The organism is Sulfitobacter aestuarii (assembly GCF_042685005.1).
Lineage (GTDB): Bacteria > Pseudomonadota > Alphaproteobacteria > Rhodobacterales > Rhodobacteraceae > Sulfitobacter > Sulfitobacter aestuarii.
In genome coordinates this window covers 288,918-312,920 of sequence record NZ_JBHUMP010000003.1, presented here as the reverse complement: position 1 = coordinate 312,920, position 24,003 = coordinate 288,918, and the positions used below count along the sequence as shown (strand labels likewise).

Genomic DNA, 24,003 nt, shown 5'->3' with positions numbered 1-24,003 from the left:
TGAGGTTGCAATCGCAAACTGGCACGACACTGGCCGCGCCTCACCCGCGACATCGCAGGCTAGCGCGCCAGCAGTGTCGCAACCTCCGCCTGTACACGCTCTGCCGCCTCTTCCTTCACCGGCCCATAGCCACGGATTTCCATCGGCGCCGACAGCAGCCGCAGCGCCGTGTCGCGTTCCAGATCACCCTGCGCGACCCGGTCCATCACCTGCTCGAACCAGCCGATCAGCGCCACTTCGAGCCGTCGGTCCGCACCATAGGAAAACGGATCAGCCCAGCTCCCGCGGAGCCCTTTCATCCGTGCCAGCAGGCCGAAGGCGCGGCCCATCCACGGCCCGAAGGGCCGTTTGTTGGGCCGCCCGCGGGTATCCTTGCCGGTCGGCCAGAGCGGCGGGGCGAGATGATAATGCAGCTTGTAATCGCCTTCGAATTCAGCCGCGACCCGCGCTTCGAAACCCGTCTCGCTGTGCAGCCGCGCCACCTCGTATTCATCCTTGTAGGCCATCAGCTTGAACAGGGAGCGCGCAGCCGCCATCCCCAGTTTCCCGGAGTCCTCGGGGAGGGCGCGCATCAGCCGGTCGAGCCGTTCCCGATAGCGCCGCGCATAGGCGTCGTCCTGATACTGCGTGAGGAAATCGGCCCGTCGCGCCACCACGGTCCTGAAGCTCTCGTCGCGCACGGAATCCTCGGGCAGGGCGGTTTCGAGCTTGCCCGGATCGCCCGCCATCAGCCGACCATAGGCCAGCGCCGCGCGGTTCTTCTCCGGCACCACGCCGTTGAGTTCGATGGCCTGATGCAGCGCCGTCAGCGATACCGGCACCAGCCCCTTCTGCCACGCAAAGCCGAGCATCATCACATTGGCAAAGACGGCATCGCCCATCAGCTTCTCGGCCATGGCATTGGCGTCAAAGGCGCTCAGGTTCTCGTCTCCCACGACCCCGGCGATTGCCGCCTCGCGCGTGTCGATCTTCAGCTCGGCATCGCGGTTCAGCACCAGATCGCCGGTCGGCATCTCGGCGCGGTTGAGCACGATCCGCGTACCGCGCCGGTAATGCGCCGAGGCTTTGGGCGCGGAGGACACGACCATGTCACAGCCCACCACCGCATCGGCGCCACGCGTTTCGATACGCACCTGATGCAGATCCTCCGGACGCGCGGCCAGCCGGACATAGCCGAGCACGGTGCCGAATTTCTGCGCGAAACCGGTGAAGTCGAGCACGCTCGCGCCCTTGCCCTCCAGATGCGCCGCCATGGTGATCAGCGCACCCACGGTGACAACGCCGGTACCGCCCACGCCGGTGACCAGCAGGTTGAAGGGCGTTTCGAGCTTCGGCAATTCCGGTTGGGCCAGGCTCTCGCTCAGCGCTTCGGGGTCGAGCCCGGCGCCGGACTTGCGTCGCCTGCTGCCGCCCTCGACGGTGACGAAGCTGGGGCAGAAGCCGTTGAGGCAGGAATAATCCTTGTTGCAGGTCGATTGGTTGATCTTGCGTTTGCGGCCGAACTCGGTTTCCACCGGCTCGACGCTCAGACAATTGCTTTCGAGCGAGCAATCGCCGCAGCCCTCGCAGACCAGATCGTTGATCATGACGAAGCGTTTCGGATCGTCCATCAACCCGCGCTTGCGCTTGCGCCGTTTCTCGGTTGCGCAGGTCTGTTCGTAGATCAGCAGCGTCACACCGGGGATCTTGCGCAGCTCGCGCTGTACCGTGTCGAGGTTGCGGCGGTGATCGAAGGAAGTGTGTTTGGGGAAATCCGACTTGCTGAACTTCTCCGGATGGTCTGACACCAGCGCGATCCGCTCCACCCCCTCGGCCCGGGCGGCGGCGGCGATGCCATGCACGGTGATCGGCCCGTCGACCGGCTGCCCGCCGGTCATCGCCACCGCGTCGTTGTAAAGTACCTTGTAGGTGATGTTGGCCTTGGCCGCGACCGCCTGACGGATAGCGAGGCTGCCGGAATGATACCAGGTGCCTTCGCCGAGGTTCTGGAAGATATGCTTGCCGCCGTTATAAAGCGAGGTGGCGATCCACGGCACGCCCTCGCCGCCCATCTGCGCATAGCCCAGCGTCTCGCGGTTCATCCAGCTCGCCATGACATGACAGCCGATGCCGGAATTGGCTTGCGAGCCTTCGGGCAGCTTGGTCGAGGTATTATGCGGACAGCCCGAGCAGAAATAGGGGGTGCGGGTGGCGCCAGGTACGGTGAGCAATTGCGGCGGATGCTCGGTCAGGGCACGCGCCTTGGCGACCAGCCCTTCTTCGGGAAAGAACGCGTCGAGCCGCGCCGCGACGATGGGGGCCAGCAGCAGGGGGGAGAGCTCGCCGGTCCAGGGCACCAGCTCGTTCAGCTTCTCGTCATGCTTGCCGACCATGCGTTCCGGCTTGGAGCCGGGCCAGTCATAGAAGGCTTCCTTGAACTGGCTTTCGATGATGCCGCGTTTCTCTTCGATAACCAGCACTTCGCGTTTGCCGCGCATGAACTCCAGCGCATCGCGCCGGGCCAGCGGCCAGACCATGCCGATCTTGTAGATGTCGATCCCGAGACGGCGGCAGGCGGCCTCGTCGAGCCCAAGCAGCCGCAGCGCCTCCATCAGGTCGAGATGGCCCTTGCCGGTGGTGACGATCCCGTAGTTCGCCTCGCGGATGTCATAGATATGCCGGTCGATCGGATTGGCCTCGACGAAGGCCTGCACCGCTTGCAGCTTGTCATGGATGCGGGTCTCGATCCCCGGCGAGGGCAGATCGCCGAGGCGCACGTGAAGTCCGCCCTGCGGCGCGGTGAAATCTGGTTGCTTGAAGGCACGGTCGCGCGGCAGTTCGACCGAAGCGCCGGATTCGACGGTTTCTGAAATTGCCTTGAACCCGACCCAAGTGCCGGAGAAGCGCGACAGGGCGATGCCGTATTCGCCATATTCGAGATATTCGGCCACCGAAGCAGGGTTCAGCGTCGGCATGAACCACGACATGAAGGCGACGTCCGATTGATGCGGCATCGAAGACGAGACGCAGCCGTGATCGTCCCCCGCAACCACCAGCACACCGCCCTTTGGGGCCGAGCCATAGGCATTGCCGTGTTTGAGCGCATCGCCCGAACGGTCCACGCCCGGCCCCTTGCCGTACCACATGGAGAAGACCCCCTCGACCTCTGCCTGCGGATCGAGATGCGCCTGCTGCGCGCCGAGCACGGCGGTGGCGCCGAGGTCTTCGTTGACCGCCGGGAGGAGGGTGATGCGCCGTTCCTTCAGCCGTTCGGAGATGCGCCAGAATTCCTGATCGAGCCCGCCGAGCGGCGAGCCGCGATAACCCGAGACGAAACCGGCGGTATTCATCCCCGCGGCACGATCGCGCCGGGCCTGGTCGAGCATGATTCGCACCAGGGCCTGCGTGCCGGTCATGAAGACGCGGCCGCGGGTCAGGGCATAGCGGTCATCAAGATGATAGGTCGTGAAATCGTGTGCGGATTCGGACATGTCTGGTCTCCCTTGCGGGAAATATAGCGTCGTTCTGATGGTCATCGGGTTCTTTTCCGCTACATCTGGCGCGAGACGGCGAAGAATTTTTTCACGTCAGCCGCAATTCAGGGAAGGATTGTCCGTGGATGATATCGACCGGAAACTATTGCTGCTCCTGCAGCAGGATTCGCGAATTCCCAACGCGAAGCTCGCTGATCGGCTGAACCTCTCGGCCTCGGCGTGCTGGCGACGGGTCAAGGCGCTGGAGGAATCCGGGGTGATCTCGCGCTATGCGGCCGTGGTCGATCCCGGCGCGCTGGGGCTCAATTTCGAGGCGATCGTGCATGTGCATCTGACGCGTCATGACACCGAGGCACTGGCGCGGTTCATCGCCGCAGTGCAGCAGCGCGACGAGGTGACCGATGTCTTCGCCACCACCGGACGCGCGGATTATCACCTGCGCATCCTGTGCCGCGACATCGACGCCTATAACGCGTTTCTCGAACAGTTTCTCTTCATGCAGCCGGCGGTGGATTCCGCGCAGACCAACGTGGTGCTGCGGCGCATCAAGAGCCATGCGCCCGTGCAGGGCTGAGCCCCCGAATTTTGGTGGCTGCGCGCCCGCCAACCGGGCAGACGCAAAGGAGGTTATATGCTATGAGCGGCGCAGCCCGGCCTGTCGCCGGGTGATGCACCAACGCGCGAATGGACGCAGGGCAGGCTTCAGGAGCTTGACAATCCCGGTGACCCTGGTTGATTTGCGCAGACATATTAATCCGGAGGACACCCCGATGATGAGAACCCGCGCCGCAGTGGCAGTAGAGGCTGGCAAACCGCTTGAGATCATGGAGGTGAACCTCGAAGGGCCGCGCAAGGGCGAGGTCCTGGTCGAGATCAAGGCGACCGGCCTGTGCCACACCGATGAATTCACCCGTTCCGGCGACGACCCTGAAGGGATCTTCCCGGCGATCCTCGGCCATGAGGGCGCCGGTGTGGTGATCGAGGTCGGCGAGGGGGTGACCAGCCTCGAGGTCGGCGATCACGTCATCCCGCTCTACACGCCGGAATGCCGCGAATGCGAATATTGCCTTAACCCCAAGACCAACCTCTGTCAGTCGGTCCGCGCGACGCAGGGCCAGGGGCTGCTGCCCGACGGTTCGACCCGTTTCTCGATGCTCGACGGCACGCCGATCCATCACTACATGGGCTGCTCGACCTTCGCCAACCACACCGTGGTGCCGGAGATCGCGCTCGCCAAGGTGCGCAAGGACGCACCGTTTGACAAGATCTGCTACATCGGCTGCGGCGTCACCACCGGCATCGGCGCGGTGATCAACACCGCCAAGGTCGAGCTTGGTTCCACCGGCATCGTCTTCGGTCTCGGCGGAATCGGCCTCAACGTGATCCAGGGCCTGCGCATGGCCGGGGCACGCCAGATCGTCGGCGTCGATCTCAATGACGACAAGGAAGAGATGGCGCGCCATTTCGGCATGACCGATTTCGTCAACCCGACCAAGGTTGACGGTGACATGGTCGCGCATCTGGTCGAGCTGACCGGCGGCGGCGCCGATTACACTTTCGACGCCACCGGCAATGTCAACGTGATGCGCACCGCACTGGAAGCGGCCCACAAGGGCTGGGGCGAAAGCGTCATCATCGGTGTCGCCGGCGCCGGGCAGGAAATCTCCACCCGTCCGTTCCAGCTGGTGACCGGCCGGGTCTGGCGCGGGACTGCCTTCGGCGGCGCGCGGGGCCGGACCGATGTGCCGAAAATCGTCGATTGGTACATGAACGGCACCATCGAGATTGACCCGATGATCACCCACAAGCTGACTCTGGACCAGATCAACGAGGGTTTCGAGCTGATGCACAAGGGCGAATCGATCCGCGCGGTCGTCGAATTCTGAGCACGGGGTCCGGGGCTGACCCGGGCCGGTGCGACAGGTGACAGATAGAAGGCCCGGATGGCGCGATGATCTCGCGGCATCCGGGCCTTTTCGTGATTTGCATTGGCCGCAGGGCGCATTACCTTTGCCCCAAGGCGGCTGACCCCGGAGAAAGCCCATGCGATTGAACGTCAATGGAATCGAGCACGAGCTCGATGTCGAGGAGGACATGCCGCTCCTCTGGGTCCTGCGCGACGAGCTGGGGATCACCGGGCCGAAATATGGCTGCGGGATCGGGGTCTGCGGTGCCTGCACGGTGCATGTGAACGGCGAGGCGGTGCGCGCCTGCCAGCTCTGGGCGGGCGATGTCGCCGGGGAAGTGACCACGATCGAGGGGTTGGGCAGACCCGGTGCGCTGCATGCAGTTCAGCGGGCCTGGGTGGACCATCAGGTCGCGCAATGCGGCTATTGCCAGTCCGGCCAGGTCATGCGGGCGGCGGCCTTTCTGGCGCGCAATCCCGAACCGAGCGATGCCGAAATCGACGCGGCGATGAGCGGCAACCTCTGTCGCTGCGGTACCTATCCGCGTATCCGCGCGGCGGTGCGCAGCGCCGCGGCACAGCTGCAGGACGTTTGAGATGGGGCGGGACGGCAGGACCGGCCGGGGCGGCAGGATCGCGCGACGCGGCTTTCTGATCGGCTCCGCTGCGATTGCGGGGGGCGTGGCCTTTGGGACCTATCTTTACCAGCGCGTGCTGGACAATCCGCTCGAAGCAGGGCTGCGCCCCGGCGAGATCGCCATCACGCCCTATGTCAAGATCGACGCCAGCGGCATCACCCTGATCACCCCGCGTGCCGATGTCGGTCAGGGCGCCTATTCCGTGCAGGCACATATGATCGCCGAAGAACTCGACGTGCGGCTCGATCAGGTGCGCATCGAGCCGGGGCCGCCTTCTGCGGTCTATTACAACGGCGTGGTCGGGGCGGAGGCGCTGCCGATCGCGGCAACCTCCGAGAGTTTCCTGGCGCGCGGCGGGCGCGGGGCGGCAGACGCGGCGGGCAAGCTCCTGGGGCTGCAGCTCACCGGCGGTTCGACGACGGTGCCCGACATGTATGATCGCCTGCGCATGGCCGGGGCGGTGGCGCGTGAGACGCTTCTGTTGGCAGCGGCCGCGCAGACCGGGCTCCCGGTGGATCAGCTGCGTACCGAGGATGGCGCGGTGGTGCTGCCGGACGAGATGCGGCTGGCCTATGTCGATCTCGGCGCCGCCGCGGCGGAGATCGTGCCACCGGAGGAGGTAACGCTGCGCGATCCGTCCGAATGGCGCTATCTCGGGCGCGAACAGATGCGTACCGATGTCATGGCCAAATCGACCGGAACGCAAACCTACGGCATCGATCTGGTGAGGGAGGATATGGTCTATGCCACCACCCGGACCAATCCGGCGCGCGGCAGCGGGATGCTCGGGTTCGATGCGCATGACGCCAAGGCGATGCGCGGCGTGCGTGCGGTGCTGGCCATCGAAGGCGGGATCGCGGTGGTGGCCGACAATACGTGGCGTGCCTTTCAGGCCGCCGAAACGGTACAATGCGACTGGGGCGAGCCGACCTATCCGCCGAGCTCTGCCGAGCAATTCGAGATGGTTGCCAATAGCTTTGCCAGGAAGTTCCGCGACAGCCGCTTCAAGGATGAGGGCGACGTGAAGGCGGCGCTGGGCAGCAGCGGCGATGGCGAGATGCTGGTGGCAGAATACCGCATTCCCTATCTCGCCCATGCGCCGCTGGAGCCGATGTCGGTGGTGGTGCAGATGGGAGAGGGACGGCTCGATATCTGGACCGGCACCCAGATCCCGCGGTTCTTGCAGGCCAATGCGGCGGCGCTCAGCGGGCTCGAACCCGAGCAGGTGCACGTGCATGTCCTGATGTCGGGCGGCAGTTTCGGGCGGCGGCTCGAGGATGATTACGTGCTGCAGGCGGTTGAGATCGCGCTGCAGATGCCGGGGCCACCGATCAAGATGGTGTGGCGGCGCGAGGAAGATTTCAGTCATGATTTCCCGCGCCCTCTGGCATTGGCGCGGGGGCGGGGCAAGGTCGTTGACGGCAAGGTTTCGGCGCTCGATCTGGCCATCGCGGCGCCCTCGGTGGCTGAATCACAGCTCGGACGGCTCAAGCAACCGGCCTTCGGTCCCGATACCGCAATCGTTGCCGGAGCCTGGGACCAGCCGTTCCAGATTCCCGACTACCGGGTTACCGGCTACCGCGTCCCGGCGATGGTGCCGGTCTCCTCCTGGCGCTCGGTCGGCGCGTCGGGCAACGGATTTTTCCATGAATCGCTGATGGACGAACTCTGCCACGCCGCCGGAGCCGACCCTCTGGCCGAGCGGCTGCGCCTGTGCTGGCACGGCCCGTCGCGACAGGTGCTGGAGGCGGTCGGCGAGATGTCAGGCTGGGGCAGTGACCTCGAGAAAGGCCGCGGGCGCGGGCTGGCTTTCGTTTTGTCCTTCGGCGTGCCGGTGGCGCAGGTGGTCGAGGTCACGGCGATGGAGGGCGGCATCCGGATCGACCGGGTGTTCGTCGCGGCGGATGTCGGACGGGTGATCGATCCGGTGAATTTCGAGGCGCAGCTGCAGGGCGGGGTGATCTGGGGCCTGGGCCACGCGATGAATTGCGAGCTGACCTATGAAGGCGGGGTGGCCGAGCAGGATAATTTCCACGTCTATGAAGGGATGCGGTTGTATCAGACGCCGGAGATCGTTGTGCGCGGGCTGGAGAATGGAACAACGCTGAAAGGCATCGGCGAACCCGGCGTCCCGCCCGCGGCCCCGGCTCTGGCCAACGCGATCTTTGCCGCGACCGGGCAGCGCATCCGCGAGCTGCCGCTGTCGAAATCGGTCGATTTCCTCTGATCTGCGGCGGTCTGCTTGTGCTTCGCGGCGCGAGGCTCGATGATGCGTGCGGACGGAAATCCGGAGAATAGGCCATGCTGCGATATCAATATGATCTGAAACCGCCGCAGCAACCGGCGCTGGGGATGATCGTTCTGAAATCCGATCAGGTCATCGAAGGCGATTTCCGCCGGATGCTGCCGCCGGATCAGCCGGTTCATGTGACGCGGGTGGAGAGCGCAGCGGAGGTCAGCCCGCGGAGCCTGCAGGACATGGCGCGCCACATGAGTGCGGCGGCAGCGCTCCTCCCCGAGGCGGCGGAGTTTGCCGCGATCGGCTATGGCTGCACCTCCGGCACCGCGCAGATCGGTGCGGCGCGTATCGCCGAGCTGGTGCGCGAGGGTCGATCCACCGGGGCGGTCAGCGAGCCGTTGAGCGCGCTGGTGGCAGCGAGCCGGGCGCTGGGCGTGACGCGGCTGGGGCTGCTGTCGCCCTATGTTGCGAGCGTGTCTGATACGCTGCGCACGGCACTGGGCGAGGCCGGGGTGGAAACACCGGTTTTCGGTTCCTTTGAGGAGGCCGAGGAGGCGCGGGTGGTGGCCATCGATCCCGTCTCGATCAAGGCGGCGGCTTTGGATCTGGCGCGGCAGGGCAAGGTCGAGGCGCTGTTCCTGTCCTGCACCAACCTGCAGACGCTCGACGTGATCGAGGACATCGAGGCGGAGACCGGATTGCCCTGTCTCAGCAGCAACCAGGCGCTGTGCTGGCACCTGTCGCGGCTCGCTGGCATCAAGGCACGGGTGCCGGGCAGGTTGGGCCGTCTCGCGGTCTAGGGCGGAAAATTTGCAATTTTCCGGTTTGGAATTTTTGAAAATTGCGTCCTCAGGCAGTGAACAACTCCGTATATTGATCGCGCAGCAGGTTCTTCTGCACCTTGCCCATGGTGTTGCGCGGCAATTCATCGACCACCACAAACTGGCGCGGGACCTTGAACCGCGCCAGTTCCCTGTTCAAGGCTGCGATGATCGCATTGAGGTCGGGCTCACCCGCCTTGTCGCGCACCAATACCGCGACCGGCGCTTCCCCGAGATCGCCATGCGGCACGCCGATCACTGCGGATTCCACGACATGCGCCTGCTCATCGAGCAGCAGCTCGACCTCCTTGGGATAGATGTTGTAGCCCCCCGAGATGATCAGGTCCTTGCCGCGCCCGACGATCTGCACATAGCCCTGATCGTCGATCAGCCCGAGATCCCCGGTGATGAAGAACCCGTCCTCGCGCAGCTCGGCGGCGGTCTTCTCGGGCATCTGCCAATAGCCCTGAAAGACGTTGTCGCCCCGCACCTCGATCACCCCGATCTCGCCCTGCGGCACCTCGGCACCGGTCTCGGGGTCGCAGACCTTAAGCTCGACCCCGAGCAGCGGCATGCCGACGGTCCCGGCACGGCGCTCTCCGTCATAGGGGTTGGAGGTGTTCATGTTGGTTTCGGTCATGCCGTAGCGTTCGAGGATGCGGTGGCCGGTGCGGGCGGCGAATTGCTCATGGGTTTCGGCCAGCAGCGGCGCGGAGCCGGAGATGAACAGACGCATATGCGCGGTCAGCTCGCGGGTGAATTCCGGCGCGTCGAGCAGGCGGGTGTAGAAAGTCGGCACCCCCATCAGGCTGCTCGCCTGCGGCATGAAGCGGATCATCTGCGTCACATCCGGTTTCGGCAGGAAGATCATCGCGCCACCCGACAGCAGGATGATGTTGGTGGCCACGAAAAGCCCGTGGGTGTGGAAGATCGGCAGCGCATGCAGCAGCACGTCGCTTTCGGTAAACCGCCAGACCTCGGTCAGCGTGCGGGCGTTGGAGAGCAGGTTGCGCTGGCTCAGCATCGCGCCTTTCGAACGACCGGTGGTGCCGGAGGTGTAGAGGAAGGCGGCGAGATCGTCCATTTCGCGCGCCACGGTCTGGAAATGCTCGGGCTGCCCTGTGGCGAGGTCGCGCAGGCTGCCCTTGCCGTCTGAATCCATGGTCTCAAGCCGCGCGCCGGAATCTTCCGCGATATCGCTGAGCGCCGCGGCATTGGCAGGGTCGCAGACCAGCAGCCGGGCGCCGGAATTGCCGACGAAATAGGAGACTTCGGCAGGTTGATAGGCCGGGTTCAGTGGCAGGAACACCAGCCCAGCCTGCACGCACGCGGCATAGAGCGCCAGCGCATCGGGGGATTTTTCGATCTGCACCGCCACCCGGTCACCGGGGCGCAGGCCACAGGCGTCAAAGGCATTGGCATAGCGCGCGGTGACGGCCAGAAACCCGGCATGGGTGATCAGCCGATCGTCGGGCAGATAGAGAAACGGCGTCTGCTTTCCGGCATGGCGCCCGAAAAGCGCGTCATAGAGCGGGTTGGCCATGGTGATCTCCTCGGCAGTATTCGGCGCGACTTTGCGCGAGATGCCGGAGCGGGTAAAGGGGCCCCATCCGAACCAGTGTCAGCTAGAGGTGCCTGACAGCAGCGCGCGGCCATGCGCGACAATCCCGTCGGCGATATCGCTCCGGATGGCGACGCTCAGGGCTGCGGGATCACGGATCGCCAGCGCGGCGAGGATCTCCTTGTGGCGATCGACCTGGTAATATTCGCTGACCCGGCGGATCACCTGACGCTGGAAGGGGCCAAGCTGCAGCCAAATGCTCTCGACCAGCGGCATCGAGGCCTGATCCGGGTTGGCGGTGTAGAGCAGCCGATGGAAGTCGTGGTTTAGCAGGGTCAGCTCGTCAAGCGAGTCTTCGGCGATCAGGCGGTCCATCTGGCCATCAAGAATGGTAAGCCGCTCGATCAGGTGATCGGAGACGAAGGGCAAGGCGCGGCAGGCGGCATGGGCTTCGACCGCGACACGCAGCGCCACCAGCTCTTCGAAACGGCCAAGGCTCATCCGCGGCACGTTCATGCGCCGGTTGCCCAGTACTTCGACGGCGTTTTCCGAGCTCAGCCGCCGCATCGCCTCGCGGATCGGGGTCGGGCTGAGGGAGAGCATCTCGGCGAGACCGCGGATGGTCAGCGAGGTGCCGGGGCTGATGGCGCCGACCATGATCGCATTGCGCAGGCGCAGATAGACCTGTTCCTGGGTGGTCTGGCCCGCGGACCCAGGCAGATCCGGTAGGGGTAGGGGGATGTCATTGCTCATCTGCTCACCGATTGCACCCTGTGCGCTGCGCCTGTGCTAGGCTCCTATGTGCAAGTCCCGTTGACATAAGGCAAGATTGAAATCATATCTTGCGAAATGATATCACAATTATTGTCTTGGTATCGCGAGGGAGGATCTCATGGCTGACAGTAAAGCGGAAACCTGGCTGCGGGATCGCCCGGAGATCGATTCGATCTTCGCCTGCGTCTGCGATCTCAACGGCTCGATGCGCGGCAAACGGGTGCCTGTGGACCAAGTCTCGAAGGTCGTCGACGGGGGGCTGCGGATGCCGCTGTCGATCGTCGGGATGGACATCTGGGGCGAGGATATCGAGAACAGCGAGTTGGTGTTCGAGACCGGCGACAGCGATGGGCTCTGTGATTATACCGGACGCACGCTGATGCCGATCACCTGGACCAGCCGCCCGACGGCGCTGGCGATGCTGTGGATGCGTCAGGACGATGGCACGCCGTTCCCCGGCGACCCGCGCCGCGCGCTGGCGCGGATCGCCGAGCGTTACCGCGAACGCGGCCTGACCCCGGTGGTGGCGACAGAACTCGAATTCTACCTCTGCGATCCGTCCGGCGCGCGCCCGCAGGCGCCGCAATCGCCGGTGACCGGCAAGCGGCTCGACAGCGACGGGGCCCTGTCGCTCGATGAGTTGCAGCATTTCGATGAATTTCTGAACGACGTCTATGATTGCTGCGAGCTTCAGGGCATTCCCGCCGATGCGGCGATCTCCGAAAACGGCGCCGGGCAGTTCGAGATCAACATGCGCCATGTCGCCGACCCGCTGCGCGCTGCCGATGATGCGGTGCTGTTCAAGCGGCTGGTGCGCGGCATCGCCCGCAAACACGGCTATGCCGCGACCTTCATGGCCAAACCCTATGGTGACCGGGCGGGCAGCGGCTTTCACGTGCATTTCTCGCTGGTTGACGAGGATGGCAACAACGTGTTCGACAATAGCGGCGAGGAGGGCACGCCGCTGATGCTCAACGCCGTGGCCGGGATGCTGGCGACGATGCCGGAGAACACGCTGACCTTCGCGCCGCATGAAAATTCCTACCGCCGCCTGCTGCCGGGGGCCCATGCGCCGACCAGCGTCGGCTGGGGCTATGAGAACCGCACCGCGGCGATCCGCATCCCCGGCGGCAGCCCCAAGGCGCGGCGCATCGAGCACCGGGTCGCCGGGGCCGATGCGAATCCCTATCTGGTGCTGGCCAGCATTCTCGGCGGCGCGCTGACAGGGATCGAGGCCGAGATGACGCCCGCCGACCCGATCGAGGGCGATGCCTATGCGATGAAGAAACTGCCGCATCTGCCGCTCGACTGGGCAACGGCGATCATCGCCTTCCGCGAGGGGACGCATGTGAAGGACATCTACTCGGCGCGGCTGCAGACCATGCTGGTCGAATGCAAGCTGCAGGAACTGCGCAAATTTGCCCGCCACGTCACCGATTTCGAATATCACAGCTACCTGGAGACCGTGTGATGTATGCCATGCCGCAGCAAAGCTATGTCGGAGACGGCAGCCACACCGCCAGCTATTACGCCGCTTCGGCCAATCCGGCGCCCGACCGGCCTGCGTTGAGCGGCGCGCAGAAGATCGACATCTGCATCGTCGGCGCGGGCTATAGCGGGCTGTCGACGGGGCTGCATCTGGCCGAGAAGGGCTACAAGGTCGCGATCATCGAAGGCGCGCGGGTCGGCTGGGGCGCATCGGGGCGCAATGGCGGGCAGATCGTCAACGGACTCAACGCCTCGCTGCAGACCATCGCCAAGCGTTATGGACAGGACACCGCGACTTTCGTTGCCGGGCTGGTGCAGGAGGGCGGCGAGATCATCCGCGAGCGGGTCAAGACCTATGACATCAAATGCGACCTCAAGGAGGGCAATATCTTCACCGCCCTGACGCCCGCACATATGCGCGAGCTCGAAGACCGGATGGAGCTCTGGGCGAGCTACGGGATCAGGAACCAGGAGATGCTCGGCAGGGAACAGCTGCGCGGCCATATCAATTCAGATATCTACGAAGGCGGGCTGATTGATCATTCGGGCGGCCACATGCACCCGCTCAACCTTGCACTGGGCGAGGCGGCGGCGTTCGAGCAGAACGGCGGCGTGATCTATGAGATGTCACCGGTGACGGAGGTCGATCACGAGACCGCACGCCCGGTAGTGAAGACCGCGCAGGGCAGCATGACATGCAAGACGCTGGTGCTCTGCGGTAATGCCTATCTCGGCCATGTGGTGCCCGAGCTGACCGCGCGGGTGATGCCGGTCTCGACCCAGGTGATGGCCACCGAGCCCCTGGGCGAGGAGCGCGCGGCCGCGTTGCTGCCCACCGATGCCTGCGTCGAGGATATCCGCTATATCCTCGATTATTACCGGCTTTCCGGTGACAAGCGGCTGCTGTTCGGCGGCGGCACCGTCTATGGCGGGGCCGATCCGCGCGACATCAAGGCCAAGCTCAAGCGCAACATGGACAAGGTCTTCCCGCAGCTCAAGGATGTCAGGATCGACTATGCCTGGAGCGGTAATTTCGCCCTGTCCTTCAGCCGCGTGCCGCAGATGGGGCGGATCGGCGACAATACCTATTTCGCCCATGGCTACAGCGGTCACGGGGTCACCGGCTCGCATACGTTCGGGCGCATCCTGTCGGAGGCAATCGACGGGGATCTGACGCGGTTCGACGTGTTCGCGCAGGTGCCCTGGTATCCGTTCCCGGGCGGGCGGATGCTGCGCGTGCCCTATTCGGTGGCGGGCTCCTGGTGGTACGGGCTGCGCGACCGGCTCGGGGTCTGACGGGGTTTGCGGCACCGGGAGCGGAGGCGGGGCGGGCCTTCCGTTCCCAACAACCTGCTTGACCCGCAGAAGGTCATGAAATAATCAGGCAGACGTTGCGCGGGCGTTGTGTAATGGTAAGACCTCAGCCTTCCAAGCTGATGATACGGGTTCGATTCCCGTCGCCCGCTCCACCTTCCCTCGGTCGCCGAAATCAGGCAGTGCCATACCCGTGCTGCCGATGCTCCTGCGACAGAGCTGTCCCTTGAATTCTTTCGCCCTGCGGTTCATGAACCCGGCAAGAACGTAAAGGATTGCCCATGGCCCGCTCCTCCACCCGCAACGCCCCCCTAGAGCAACGCGACACGTCTCGCCGGATCGGGGCTTTGCGGGCCCTGCTGCCCTTCATGCGACCCTACCGTATGCTGGTGGTCGCGGCGGTAATGGCGCTGAGCCTGACGGCGGTGATCTCGCTGACGCTGCCGCTGGCGGTGCGCCGGGTCGTCGATAATTTCAACACCGACGAGAGCGCGCTGCTCGATCAGTATTTCTTCGCGGCCATGCTGATTGCGGCGCTGCTGGCGGTCGGTACCGGGCTGCGCTATGCGCTGGTCACCCGGCTCGGCGAACGCGTCGTGGCCGATATCCGCAAGGCGGTGTTCGACCGGGTGATCGCCATGAGCCCGGCCTTTTACGAACGGCTGATGACCGGCGAGGTGCTGAGCCGCATCACCACCGACACGACGCTGATCCTGTCGGTGATCGGCTCTTCGGTCTCGATCGCGCTGCGCAACCTGCTGATCTTCATTGGCGGGCTTGTGCTGATGCTGCTGACCTCGGCCAAGCTGACGCTGCTGGTGCTGCTGATCGTGCCGGTCGTGGTGGTGCCGATCCTGACGCTGGGGCGGCGGCTGCGGGTGATGAGCCGCGAGAACCAGGACTGGATCGCGGCGAGCTCGGGCAATGCCTCCGAAAGCCTCGGCGCCGTGCAGACGGTGCAGGCCTTCACCCATGAGGCGGCGAGCCGCGCGCAATTCGCGCAGATGACCGAGAGTTCCTTTGACGCCGCGCGGCGACGGATCAAGACCCGCGCGGCGATGACGGTCATCGTGATCTTCCTCGTCTTCACCGGCGTGGTCGGGGTTCTGTGGATCGGCGCCCATGACGTGCGCGCCGGAGAGATGAGCGCCGGGGCGCTGGTGCAATTCGTGATCTATGCCGTGATGGTCGCCGGTGGCGTCGCGGCGCTGTCGGAGATCTGGGGCGAGCTGCAGCGCGCCGCCGGGGCGACCGAGCGGCTGGTGGAGTTGCTGCAGAGCGAGGACAGCGTGTCGGACCCGGCGCCGGAACAGGCGCTGAGCCTGACCCAACCGGTGCGTGGTCGGATCGCATTCGAGGATGTGCATTTCCAGTATCCCTCGCGTCCGGATGTCTCCGCGCTCGACGGTGTCGATCTGGTCATCGAACCGGGCGAGACCGTGGCCTTTGTCGGCCCCTCCGGCGCGGGCAAGACCACGATCATCCAGCTGATCCTGCGGTTCTATGATCCCCAGGCGGGTCGCATCACCCTGGATGGCACCGATCTGCGGGACGTTTCCCGCGAAACGGCGCGCCGCGCAATGGCGCTGGTGCCGCAGGATCCGGTGATTTTCGCCGCCTCGGCGCGTGACAACATCCGCTTCGGGCGGCCCGACGCCAGCGAGGAAGACATCATCGCCGCGGCCCGGGCGGCAGCGGCGGATGAGTTCATCACCGCACTGCCGCAGGGCTATGACAGCTATCTCGGCGAACGCGGGGTGATGCTGTCGGGCGGGCAGAAACAGCGCATCGCCATCGCCCGCGCGATCCTGCGCGACGCGCCGGTACTGCTGCTCGACGAGGCGACATCGGCGCTCGATGCGGAAAGCGAACGCGCGGTGCAGGCCGCCGTCGAGGAGCTCAGCGCGGGACGCACCACGCTGATCGTCGCGCATCGTCTGGCAACGGTGAAGAAAGCCGACCGGATCGTGGTGATGGAGGCGGGGCAGATCGTCGCCATCGGCAATCATGACAGCCTCGTGGGCAGTGACGGGCTCTATGCGCGGCTGGCGCGGCTGCAATTCACCGATGGCCTCGCGGCGGAATAGGCTGCACATCGGTGGGTTCTGCCGCGGCGTCAGCGCCGGTGACGCCGCGTTTCGGCGGCAAGATCGCTTGCGAAAACCGATCTTTGCCCGCATCCTGAGCCCATGGACAACAGCCGGAAAACGGCGTCAAGGGGAGGGACGGTAATGACTTTTGCCGGGATCGAGGATCGCAACGCCATCGAGGCGGAAATGCCGTGGGAACAGCGCGACGTCGCCAAGACACTTTACGGGATGCTCAGCAATACGGCGGCGAAGTTCCCGACCCATAATGCGGTCAGCTTTCAGATCCTCTCCGGGCCAAAGGACAGGGCCGAGACGCTGACCTGGAAGCAGCTGCACGGCAAGGCGACGCAGGCCGCGAACCTGTTTCGCAGCCTCGGCATCGGCCCGCAGGATGTGGTGGCCTATATCCTGCCGAACTGCAACGAGGCGACCATCTGCCTGCTCGGCGGCGCCACGGCGGGGATCGTCAATCCGATCAACCCGCTGCTGGATGCCGAGCAGATCGGCTCGATCCTGCGCGAGACAGGGGCTTCCGTGGTGGTCACCCTGCGGCCTTTCCCGAAGACCGACGTGGCCGAAAAGGCCGCCGCGGCGGTGAAGCTCGCGCCGAAGGTGCATACGGTGCTCGAGGTCGATCTGCTGCGCTACCTGTCGCCGCCGAAGTCCTGGATCGTGCCGCTGATCCGCCCCAAGCTGAAGGTCGAGAACCAGGCCGAATACCGAAGCTTCGGCGCAGCGCTCGACAAGCAGAGCGATAGGCTCGATTTCGAGGATGTCCAGGAGGACCGGGTGGCCTGCTATTTCCACACCGGCGGCACCACCGGCATGCCGAAGGTTGCGCAGCACCGCTATTCGGGGCTGGTCTACAACGGCTGGCTCGGGCATCGGTTGCTGTTCTCGGAAAACGACAACATCATCTGTCCCCTGCCGCTGTTCCATGTCTTCGCCTGCCACGTGATCCTGATGGCGGCGGTGCATTCGGGCGCGCATGTGGTGTTCCCCACCCCGCAGGGCTATCGCGGCGAAGGCGTTTTCGACAATTTCTGGAAGCTGGTGGAGCGTTGGAAGATCAGCTTCATCATCACCGTGCCAACCGCGATCTCGGCGATGATGCAGCGCCCGATCGATGCGGATGTAAGCAGCGTCAAGACGGCCTTCTCGGGCTCCGCTCCGCTGCCGCTGGAACTGTTCCGCCGTTTCGAGGAGGCCACCGGCGTGACGCTGGTCGAGGGCTACGGTCTGACCGAGGCGACCTGCCTTGTCTCCTGCAACCCGACCGACGGGCCCAAGAAGGTCGGCTCGATTGGCGTTCCCTTCCCCTATACCGACGTCAAGATCATCAAGGGCGGCGATGGCGGCCCGGTCGAGGTGGCGGTCGACGAGATCGGCGAGATCTGTGTCTCCAACCCCGGGGTCTATGCGGGCCATACCTATACCGAGATGGAGAAGAACCGCGACCTGTTCTACCGCGACAGATACCTGCGCACCGGCGATCTCGGCCGGGTCGATGCCGATGGCTATCTGTGGATCACCGGCCGCGCCAAGGATCTGATCATCCGGGGCGGGCATAACATCGATCCGGCGGAGATCGAGGAGGCGCTGCTCGGTCACGAGGCGGTGGCCTTTGCCGGGGCGGTCGGGCAGCCCGACGCCCATGCCGGCGAGCTGCCCTGCGTCTTTGTGGAACTGGTCGACGGCGCCGAGATCAGCGAGGAGGAGCTGCTTTCCTTTGCCCGTGCCAGGGTCCATGAACGCGCGGCACAGCCCAAACATCTGAGCATCATGGATGAATTGCCCAAGACCGCCGTCGGCAAGGTGTTCAAGCCGGATCTGCGCAAGCTGGCGATCACCCGGACTTATGACGCGGCGCTGAAGGAAGCGGGATGCACGGCGCGGGTCGAGCATGTTGTCGATGACAAGAAACGCGGCTTGGTCGCCAAGGTCGCGATGAATGGCGCCGCGAAAGAGGATGTGGACAAGGTGCTGAGCAGCTTCACGCGTCCCTGGGAAAGCGCATGAACCAGCCCGATTACCGGCAGTTGCTCGATGCCGAGGTCTGGGCCTATATCGCCCGGTCCGAGGCCTTCTATCCGCCCGACGCGGTCAGCCTCACCATCGCGGAGCAACGTGCTGTCTATGACCGGATGTGCGCCGATTTTCACCGCGGCCATCCCGCGGGGGTGCAAAGCTGCGACGAGCGTCATGGCGGAGTGAAATGCCGCCGCTATGAGCTCGCCGATACCGAGGCCGAGTCCGAGGTTGGGGCGACGGTGATCTATTACCACGGCGGCGGCTTCGTCGTAGGGGGGCTCGAAAGCCATGACGACATCTGCGCGGAGATCTGCAAGGAGACCGGCTACCGGGTCATCTCGGTCGATTACGCGCTGGCCCCGGAGGTCGTATTCCCCGGCTGCTACGAAGACGCCTGGGCGGCTTTCGCGGCGATCGCGCAGGGCTTTGCCGGACCCATCGTGCTGGCAGGCGATTCAGCCGGGGGCAATCTCGCGGCCGCCGTGGCGCATGAGGCCCGCAGCCAGCTTTCAGGACGGATTGTCGGACAGGTGCTGATCTATCCGGGTCTTGGCGGCGATTGGGGGCAGGGCAGCTATGTCACCCATGCCGATGCGCCTCAGCTCAGCGTGACGGATCTGGAATTCTATCAGCAGACACGCACCGGCGGCGCGCTGCCGCCCGAGGGCGATGCCCGCTTCGCGCCGCTGCAGGATGTGGATTTCTCGGGCCTGCCGCCGAGCGTGATCTTCACCGCCGAATGCGATCCCCTGTCGAGCGATGGCGAGACCTATCGCAATGCCGTCATTGCAGCGGGCGGGCGGGCGCTTTGGATCGAGGAGCAGGGGCTGGTGCATGGCTATCTGCGCGCACGGGTGATGTCGGCCAGGGCGGCGACGAGCTTCGCGCGGATCGTGGCGGCTGTCTCGGCACTGGGACGCGGGGATTGGGACAGTCTGGCAGGGTGATGTTGGGGTGCCTGGGTGAGGTGGGTTGCACCCACCCTACAGGAACGGTTCGGCTTTCATGCTTTGCGGGATCGGGGCGCCCAGTCGGTTGAGGATCGTCGGGGCGAGTTGCAGCTGATCGATCACCACATCCTCGGCCGGACCTTTGGCGGGACCGAAATAATAGAGCGCCGCCTCTTGCTGCAGCGGATCGCGGCCGCCGTGATGTCCACGCGCATCCTGCCCGTGATCGGCGGTGACGATGATCTCATACCCCGCATCGCGCCATTTCGAGATGAACGGCGCGAGCATCTCGTCCATCATCGCGCAGGCGTGGTCCATCTCCTGACAATCGTGATGAAAGCGATGCCCCATGGAATCCAGCGTGCAGGTATGCAGCATCCCGTAATCAAGTCCGAAGCGCTGGCACAGGTTGGTCAGGGTGGCGAAGAGATCCACGTCGGACGGCGTCATCTGATTGATCAGCCCATAGCCGGTCATGGTATGAAAGCGTCCGTGGTTGATCGTGGCGCTGTCGGGCTCGTCATATTCGACGTCGCGGACCAGATCGAACGGGTGACGGTTGAAGAATTCCGACCAGAAACTATGCGCCACCGCCCCGGTCACACCGCCCGCTTCGCGCACCTGCGCGAACACATCGCGCTCCTTGAGGCGGAACACATTGCCGTTGCCGGTACAGCCATGCACCGCAGGCGCCACCCCGGTATGGATCGAGGCATAGCAGGACGCCGAGATCGACGGCAGCACCGAGCGGATCTTCCAGACCCGCGCATCGCCCGCATCGACCCAACCTTCAAGATTGCCAAACAACCGCCGCCAATTACGCCATGGCACGCCGTCGAGAATGATCAGCAGGAGCTTGTTGTTCATCGGAGAAACCTTAGTGGACTATGGAAGCGAAATTCGTTGTCAGGAAGCAGGCAAGCAGGCTTCAATGGCAATGCACCTGGCCTTTCGCCTTTTCCATATGGCAGCATTGCCCGACAGGAGAGCTCTTCCGGCAACCGCCGCCATGGGCGATCGTTTCTGTTTCGTTCGGGGCATAGAGTGTAGCAGCCGCCAACAGCGTCGAAGGCGTCAGGCAATAGGCTGCAATTGCGCAGGCGGAAATGAATTTCAGCATGATGTTATATCCAAATGAGTTAACAACCGGTTAATACCATCTGGAAGCTACAGCTTCGAACGAACCTGTCAAACGTAATCAGCGCCCCCGCCAGGGTGGCGCGAGTGCCCCCCTGGCGGGGGGCTCCTCGAGGTTTTTCCAGACTGGGACGCGCCCTCAGTTGCCGCCACTTTCCATGCGGCGGTGCTCGATCGTCTCTTCGAGCCAACCAAGTTTCATCTCCGGCACGGAGGAAAGCAGCAGATCGGTGTAATCGTCAAAGGGCGGCGACAGCACTTCGGACTTGGAGCCATAGCGCACCACCCGGCCCTGATACATCACCGCGATGGAATCGGCGATCGCCTTCACCGTGGCGAGGTCATGGGTGATGAAAAGATAGGCCACGTCCTCGATCTTCTGCAGGTTCAGCAGCAGCTTGAGGATACCGTCGGCGACCAGCGGATCGAGCGCTGAGGTGACCTCGTCGCAGATGATCAGCTTGGGCTTGGCGGCCAACGCGCGGGCGATGCAGACGCGCTGCTTCTGCCCGCCCGACAGCTCGGCCGGGTAGCGGTCCTGAAACCCCTCGCCAAGCTCGATCTCGTCGAGCAGCTCCTGGATACGCCGCTGCTTTTCCTTGCCTTTGAGCCCGAAGTAGAACTCCAGCGGTCGCCCGATGATCGTGCCGACGGTCTGGCGCGGGTTCATCGCGGTGTCGGCCATCTGGTAGATCATCTGCAGCTCGCGCAGGTCGTCGAGCGGGCGGGTCGCCAGATCCGGCGTCAGGTTGCGCCCATCGAAGATGATCTCGCCGGAAGTGGGCGGCAGCAGCCCGGTGATGACCCGCGCCAGCGTCGATTTGCCGGAACCGGATTCACCGACGATGGCCAGCGTCTGCCCGGGATGCAAATCGACGTTGATGTTCTTCAGTACGTCGAAATTGGTGCCGCGATAGCGCGCGGTGACATTCTCGACCAGCAGGAGCGGGTTGTCGGTCGGCGTCTTCTCTTCGTGGCGGATCGAGCGGACCGAGACCAGCGCCTGGGTATATTCTTCCTGCGGGTTGTTGATGATCTGATCGGTGGTGCCGTATTCGACCATGCTGCCCTGCTGCAGCACCATGATGTGATCCGAAACCTGCGCCACCACTGCGAGGTCATGGGTGATGTAGAGCGCGGCAACGCCGGTGTCGTGGATCGCCTCCTTGATCGCGGCAAGCACGTCGATCTGGGTGGTCACGTCGAGCGCGGTGGTCGGCTCGTCGAATACCACAAGATCCGGCTGCGGACAGAGCGCCAGCGCGGTCATGCAGCGCTGCAACTGGCCGCCCGACACCTGATGGGGATAGCGATCGCCGATGGTCTCGGGATGCGGCAGGCCGAGCTTGCGGAACAGATCGATCGCGCGTTCCTCGGCCTCCCGCTTGCTGAACTTGTTCTGCGAGATCGCCGCCTCGGTCACCTGTTCCATGATCTTCTTGGCCGGGTTGAAGGAGGCGGCGGCGGATTGGCTGACATAGGTCACCTCGGCGCCGCGCAGGCGGCGTATGTCCCGCAGACCCGCCTGCAGCAGGTCACGCCCATTGACCCAGACCTCGCCGCCGGTCAGCTCGACCCCGCCACGGCCATAGGCCATGGCCGAGAGGCCGATGGTGGATTTCCCGGCCCCGGATTCTCCGATCAGGCCGAGCACCTTGCCCGCTTCGAGATCGAAGCTGACGCCATGCACGATTTCGATATGGCGCGGTCTTTCGCCCGGCGGATAGATCGTCGCGCCAATCTTCAGATCGCGCACCTGAAGCAGCGGTTGATCCTTGGTCTCGCTTGTCTGGTCGCTCATCCGCGGCCCCCTTTCAGCGATGTGGTCCGGGTCAGCACCCAATCGGCCACCAGGTTGATAGAGATGCACAAGGTAGCGATGGCATAGGCCGGGTAGAGCGCCGCCTGGATGCCGTAGTTGATGCCGTCCTTGTTCTCTTTCACGATGCCGCCCCAATCGGCCAGCGGTGGTTGCACGCCCAGCCCGAGGAAGGACAGGGTCGAGATGAACAGCACGGCAAAAATGAAGCGCAGGCCCATCTCGGCGACGAGTGGTGACAGGGCGTTGGGCAGGGTCTCGCGGAAGATGATCCAGCCGATCTTCTCGCCACGCAGCCGCGCCGCCTCGACGTAATCCATCACCGTGATATCGACCGCCACGGCGCGGGCAAGACGATAGACGCGGGTGGAATCGAGCAGACCCATCAGGATGATCAGGATCGGAATCGTGGTCGGCATCACCGAGAGCACCACCAGCGCGAAGATCAGCGACGGGATCGACATGATCAGATCGACGAACCGCGAGATCGCCTGATCGATCCAGCCCCCGGAGACGGCAGCAAAGAAGCCCAGCACCGAGCCGAGAATGAAGCTCAGCGCGGTGGCGGCGGTGGCGATGAAGATCGTCGTGCGCCCGCCATAGATCATCCGGGTCAGCAGGTCGCGCCCGATGCTGTCGGTGCCGAGCAGGAATTGCGAACTCGACGGCTCCCAGACATCGCCGACGACTTCGGACATGCCATAGGGGGCGATCAGCGGCGCGAACAGCGCCATGAGGAAATAGAGGCCGGTGAAGAACAGGCCGATCATTGCGGAAATTGGAATGTTCTTCATTTCGGATGCCTCAGCCGCGGGTTGGCCAGGATCGAGACGATATCGGCCACCAGATTGAGCCCGATATAGACCGCCGCGAAGATCAGCCCGCAGGCCTGCACCACGGGCACGTCACGCTTGCTGACGTGATCGACCAAATACTGCCCCATGCCGGGATAGGCGAAGACTACCTCGACCACGACGACCCCCACCACCAGATAGGCGAGGTTCAGCATCACCACGTTGACGATGGGCGCGATGGCATTGGGGAAGGCGTGTTTGCGGATGATCTTGAGCATCCCGAGCCCCTTGAGCTCGGCGGTCTCGATATAGGCCGATTGCATCACGTTGAGGATCGCGGCGCGGGTCATGCGCATCATATGCGCCAACACCACGAGGGTCAGCACCATGACCGGGATCGCGATGGCGTTGAGCTTGGCGCCGAGGCTCATGGAATCGTTGATGATTGCCACGGAAGAGAACCAGCCCAGCCGGATCGCCACCCAGTAGATCAGCACGTAGCCGATCATGAATTCGGGGATCGAGATGGTGGTCAGCGTCACCGCCGAGATCAGTTTGTCGGGCCAGCGGTCCTTGTAGCGTACCGCCAACAGGCCGAGGAAGATCGCCAGCGGCACCGACAGAAGCGCGGCCCAGAAGGCGAGGAATAATGTGTTGCTGAGACGTCCGCCAAGGCTTTCGGCAATGTCCCGGCCATTGGTCAGCGCGGTGCCGAGATCACCCTGCAATATGCCGCCGAGCCAGTTGAAATAGCGGGTCAGGGCGGGTTCGTTCAGCCCGAGTTCGCGGCGCAGGTTGGCCAGCGCTTCGGGGGTTGCGGATTGTCCGAGGATGGATTGGGCGACGTCACCGGGGAGGATTGATGTCCCCGCAAAAATCAGGATCGAGGCCGCAAAGAGCAGCAGGATGCCCAGCGCTAGGCGCTGGGCGATGAGTTTTACAATCGGATGCATCTGTTCAGAGCGGCC

The 24,003-nt window shown here is 64.3% G+C and carries 18 protein-coding genes and 1 tRNA gene; 11 read left to right on the top strand and 8 right to left on the bottom strand.

Annotated features, from left to right (window positions below):
- Window positions 1–59: 59 nt before the first annotated feature.
- The gene (locus ACFSUD_RS06010; protein ID WP_386372410.1) at window positions 60–3,470 is read right to left on the bottom strand and encodes an indolepyruvate ferredoxin oxidoreductase family protein; all 3,411 of its coding nucleotides are present in this window, start codon (window positions 3,468–3,470) and stop codon (window positions 60–62) included.
- 118 nt (window positions 3,471–3,588) lie between these two features.
- Between ACFSUD_RS06010 and ACFSUD_RS06005 the strand changes: the two genes are divergently transcribed.
- The 5 genes from ACFSUD_RS06005 (at window position 3,589) to ACFSUD_RS05985 (ending at window position 9,056) form a co-directional block, all read left to right on the top strand.
- Complete coding sequence (locus ACFSUD_RS06005) at window positions 3,589–4,047, top strand: Lrp/AsnC family transcriptional regulator (RefSeq protein WP_386372408.1); 459 nt, start codon at window positions 3,589–3,591, stop codon at window positions 4,045–4,047.
- 199 nt (window positions 4,048–4,246) lie between these two features.
- Entirely contained in the window at window positions 4,247–5,359 is a 1,113-nt protein-coding gene (locus tag ACFSUD_RS06000; RefSeq protein ID WP_386372597.1) for an S-(hydroxymethyl)glutathione dehydrogenase/class III alcohol dehydrogenase, read from the top strand.
- A gap of 157 nt (window positions 5,360–5,516) precedes the next feature.
- Window positions 5,517–5,975, top strand: a complete 459-nt coding sequence (locus ACFSUD_RS05995) for a (2Fe-2S)-binding protein (protein ID WP_386372406.1) — start codon at window positions 5,517–5,519, stop codon at window positions 5,973–5,975.
- 1 nt (window position 5,976) lies between these two features.
- On the top strand, window positions 5,977–8,244 hold the full coding sequence (locus ACFSUD_RS05990) for a xanthine dehydrogenase family protein molybdopterin-binding subunit (RefSeq protein ID WP_386372404.1): 2,268 nt from the start codon (window positions 5,977–5,979) through the stop codon (window positions 8,242–8,244).
- Window positions 8,245–8,318: 74 nt separating this feature from the next.
- Window positions 8,319–9,056, top strand: a complete 738-nt coding sequence (locus ACFSUD_RS05985) for a maleate cis-trans isomerase family protein (protein ID WP_386372402.1) — start codon at window positions 8,319–8,321, stop codon at window positions 9,054–9,056.
- Window positions 9,057–9,105: 49 nt separating this feature from the next.
- Here the strand turns inward: ACFSUD_RS05985 and ACFSUD_RS05980 are convergent, their stop codons facing one another.
- On the bottom strand, window positions 9,106–10,620 hold the full coding sequence (locus ACFSUD_RS05980; protein ID WP_386372400.1) for a malonate--CoA ligase: 1,515 nt from the start codon (window positions 10,618–10,620) through the stop codon (window positions 9,106–9,108).
- Between the two features lie 78 nt (window positions 10,621–10,698).
- Window positions 10,699–11,391, bottom strand: a complete 693-nt coding sequence (locus ACFSUD_RS05975) for a GntR family transcriptional regulator (RefSeq protein ID WP_386372398.1) — start codon at window positions 11,389–11,391, stop codon at window positions 10,699–10,701.
- 139 nt (window positions 11,392–11,530) lie between these two features.
- Between ACFSUD_RS05975 and ACFSUD_RS05970 the strand changes: the two genes are divergently transcribed.
- The 6 genes from ACFSUD_RS05970 (at window position 11,531) to ACFSUD_RS05945 (ending at window position 19,282) form a co-directional block, all read left to right on the top strand.
- Complete coding sequence (locus ACFSUD_RS05970; protein WP_386372396.1) at window positions 11,531–12,883, top strand: glutamine synthetase family protein; 1,353 nt, start codon at window positions 11,531–11,533, stop codon at window positions 12,881–12,883.
- Between the two features lie 8 nt (window positions 12,884–12,891).
- Window positions 12,892–14,196 carry an NAD(P)/FAD-dependent oxidoreductase gene (locus ACFSUD_RS05965; protein ID WP_386372595.1) on the top strand — a complete coding sequence of 435 codons (1,305 nt, stop codon included), beginning with the start codon at window positions 12,892–12,894 and terminating at the stop codon, window positions 14,194–14,196.
- Window positions 14,197–14,295: 99 nt separating this feature from the next.
- A tRNA-Gly gene (locus ACFSUD_RS05960) sits at window positions 14,296–14,369 on the top strand.
- Between the two features lie 126 nt (window positions 14,370–14,495).
- Window positions 14,496–16,301 (top strand): ABC transporter transmembrane domain-containing protein, encoded by a 1,806-nt coding sequence (locus ACFSUD_RS05955; RefSeq protein ID WP_386372394.1) that lies wholly within the window; start codon window positions 14,496–14,498, stop codon window positions 16,299–16,301.
- A 144-nt stretch (window positions 16,302–16,445) separates the two neighbouring features.
- Window positions 16,446–18,323 (top strand): acyl-CoA synthetase, encoded by a 1,878-nt coding sequence (locus ACFSUD_RS05950; RefSeq protein ID WP_386372392.1) that lies wholly within the window; start codon window positions 16,446–16,448, stop codon window positions 18,321–18,323.
- The gene (locus ACFSUD_RS05945; RefSeq protein WP_386372390.1) at window positions 18,320–19,282 is read left to right on the top strand and encodes an alpha/beta hydrolase; all 963 of its coding nucleotides are present in this window, start codon (window positions 18,320–18,322) and stop codon (window positions 19,280–19,282) included. Before ACFSUD_RS05950 ends, ACFSUD_RS05945 begins: the two co-directional genes overlap by 4 nt.
- Window positions 19,283–19,318: 36 nt before the next feature.
- Here ACFSUD_RS05945 and ACFSUD_RS05940 read toward each other — a convergent pair whose 3' ends face one another.
- The 5 genes from ACFSUD_RS05940 to ACFSUD_RS05920 all read right to left on the bottom strand — a co-directional run bounded on the left by ACFSUD_RS05940 (window position 19,319) and on the right by ACFSUD_RS05920 (window position 23,988).
- Window positions 19,319–20,152: an alkaline phosphatase family protein gene (locus tag ACFSUD_RS05940; protein WP_386372388.1), complete on the bottom strand. Its 834-nt coding sequence runs from the start codon at window positions 20,150–20,152 to the stop codon at window positions 19,319–19,321.
- A gap of 61 nt (window positions 20,153–20,213) precedes the next feature.
- Window positions 20,214–20,405, bottom strand: coding sequence for a hypothetical protein (locus ACFSUD_RS05935; protein WP_386372386.1), 192 nt, complete (start codon window positions 20,403–20,405; stop codon window positions 20,214–20,216).
- 156 nt (window positions 20,406–20,561) lie between these two features.
- Window positions 20,562–22,223, bottom strand: a complete 1,662-nt coding sequence (locus ACFSUD_RS05930; protein ID WP_386372384.1) for an ABC transporter ATP-binding protein — start codon at window positions 22,221–22,223, stop codon at window positions 20,562–20,564.
- Complete coding sequence (locus ACFSUD_RS05925; protein ID WP_386372382.1) at window positions 22,220–23,035, bottom strand: ABC transporter permease; 816 nt, start codon at window positions 23,033–23,035, stop codon at window positions 22,220–22,222. The genes ACFSUD_RS05930 and ACFSUD_RS05925 overlap by 4 nt, the downstream gene beginning before the upstream one ends.
- Window positions 23,032–23,988: an ABC transporter permease gene (locus tag ACFSUD_RS05920; RefSeq protein WP_386372380.1), complete on the bottom strand. Its 957-nt coding sequence runs from the start codon at window positions 23,986–23,988 to the stop codon at window positions 23,032–23,034. Before ACFSUD_RS05920 ends, ACFSUD_RS05925 begins: the two co-directional genes overlap by 4 nt.
- Window positions 23,989–24,003 lie beyond the last annotated feature (15 nt).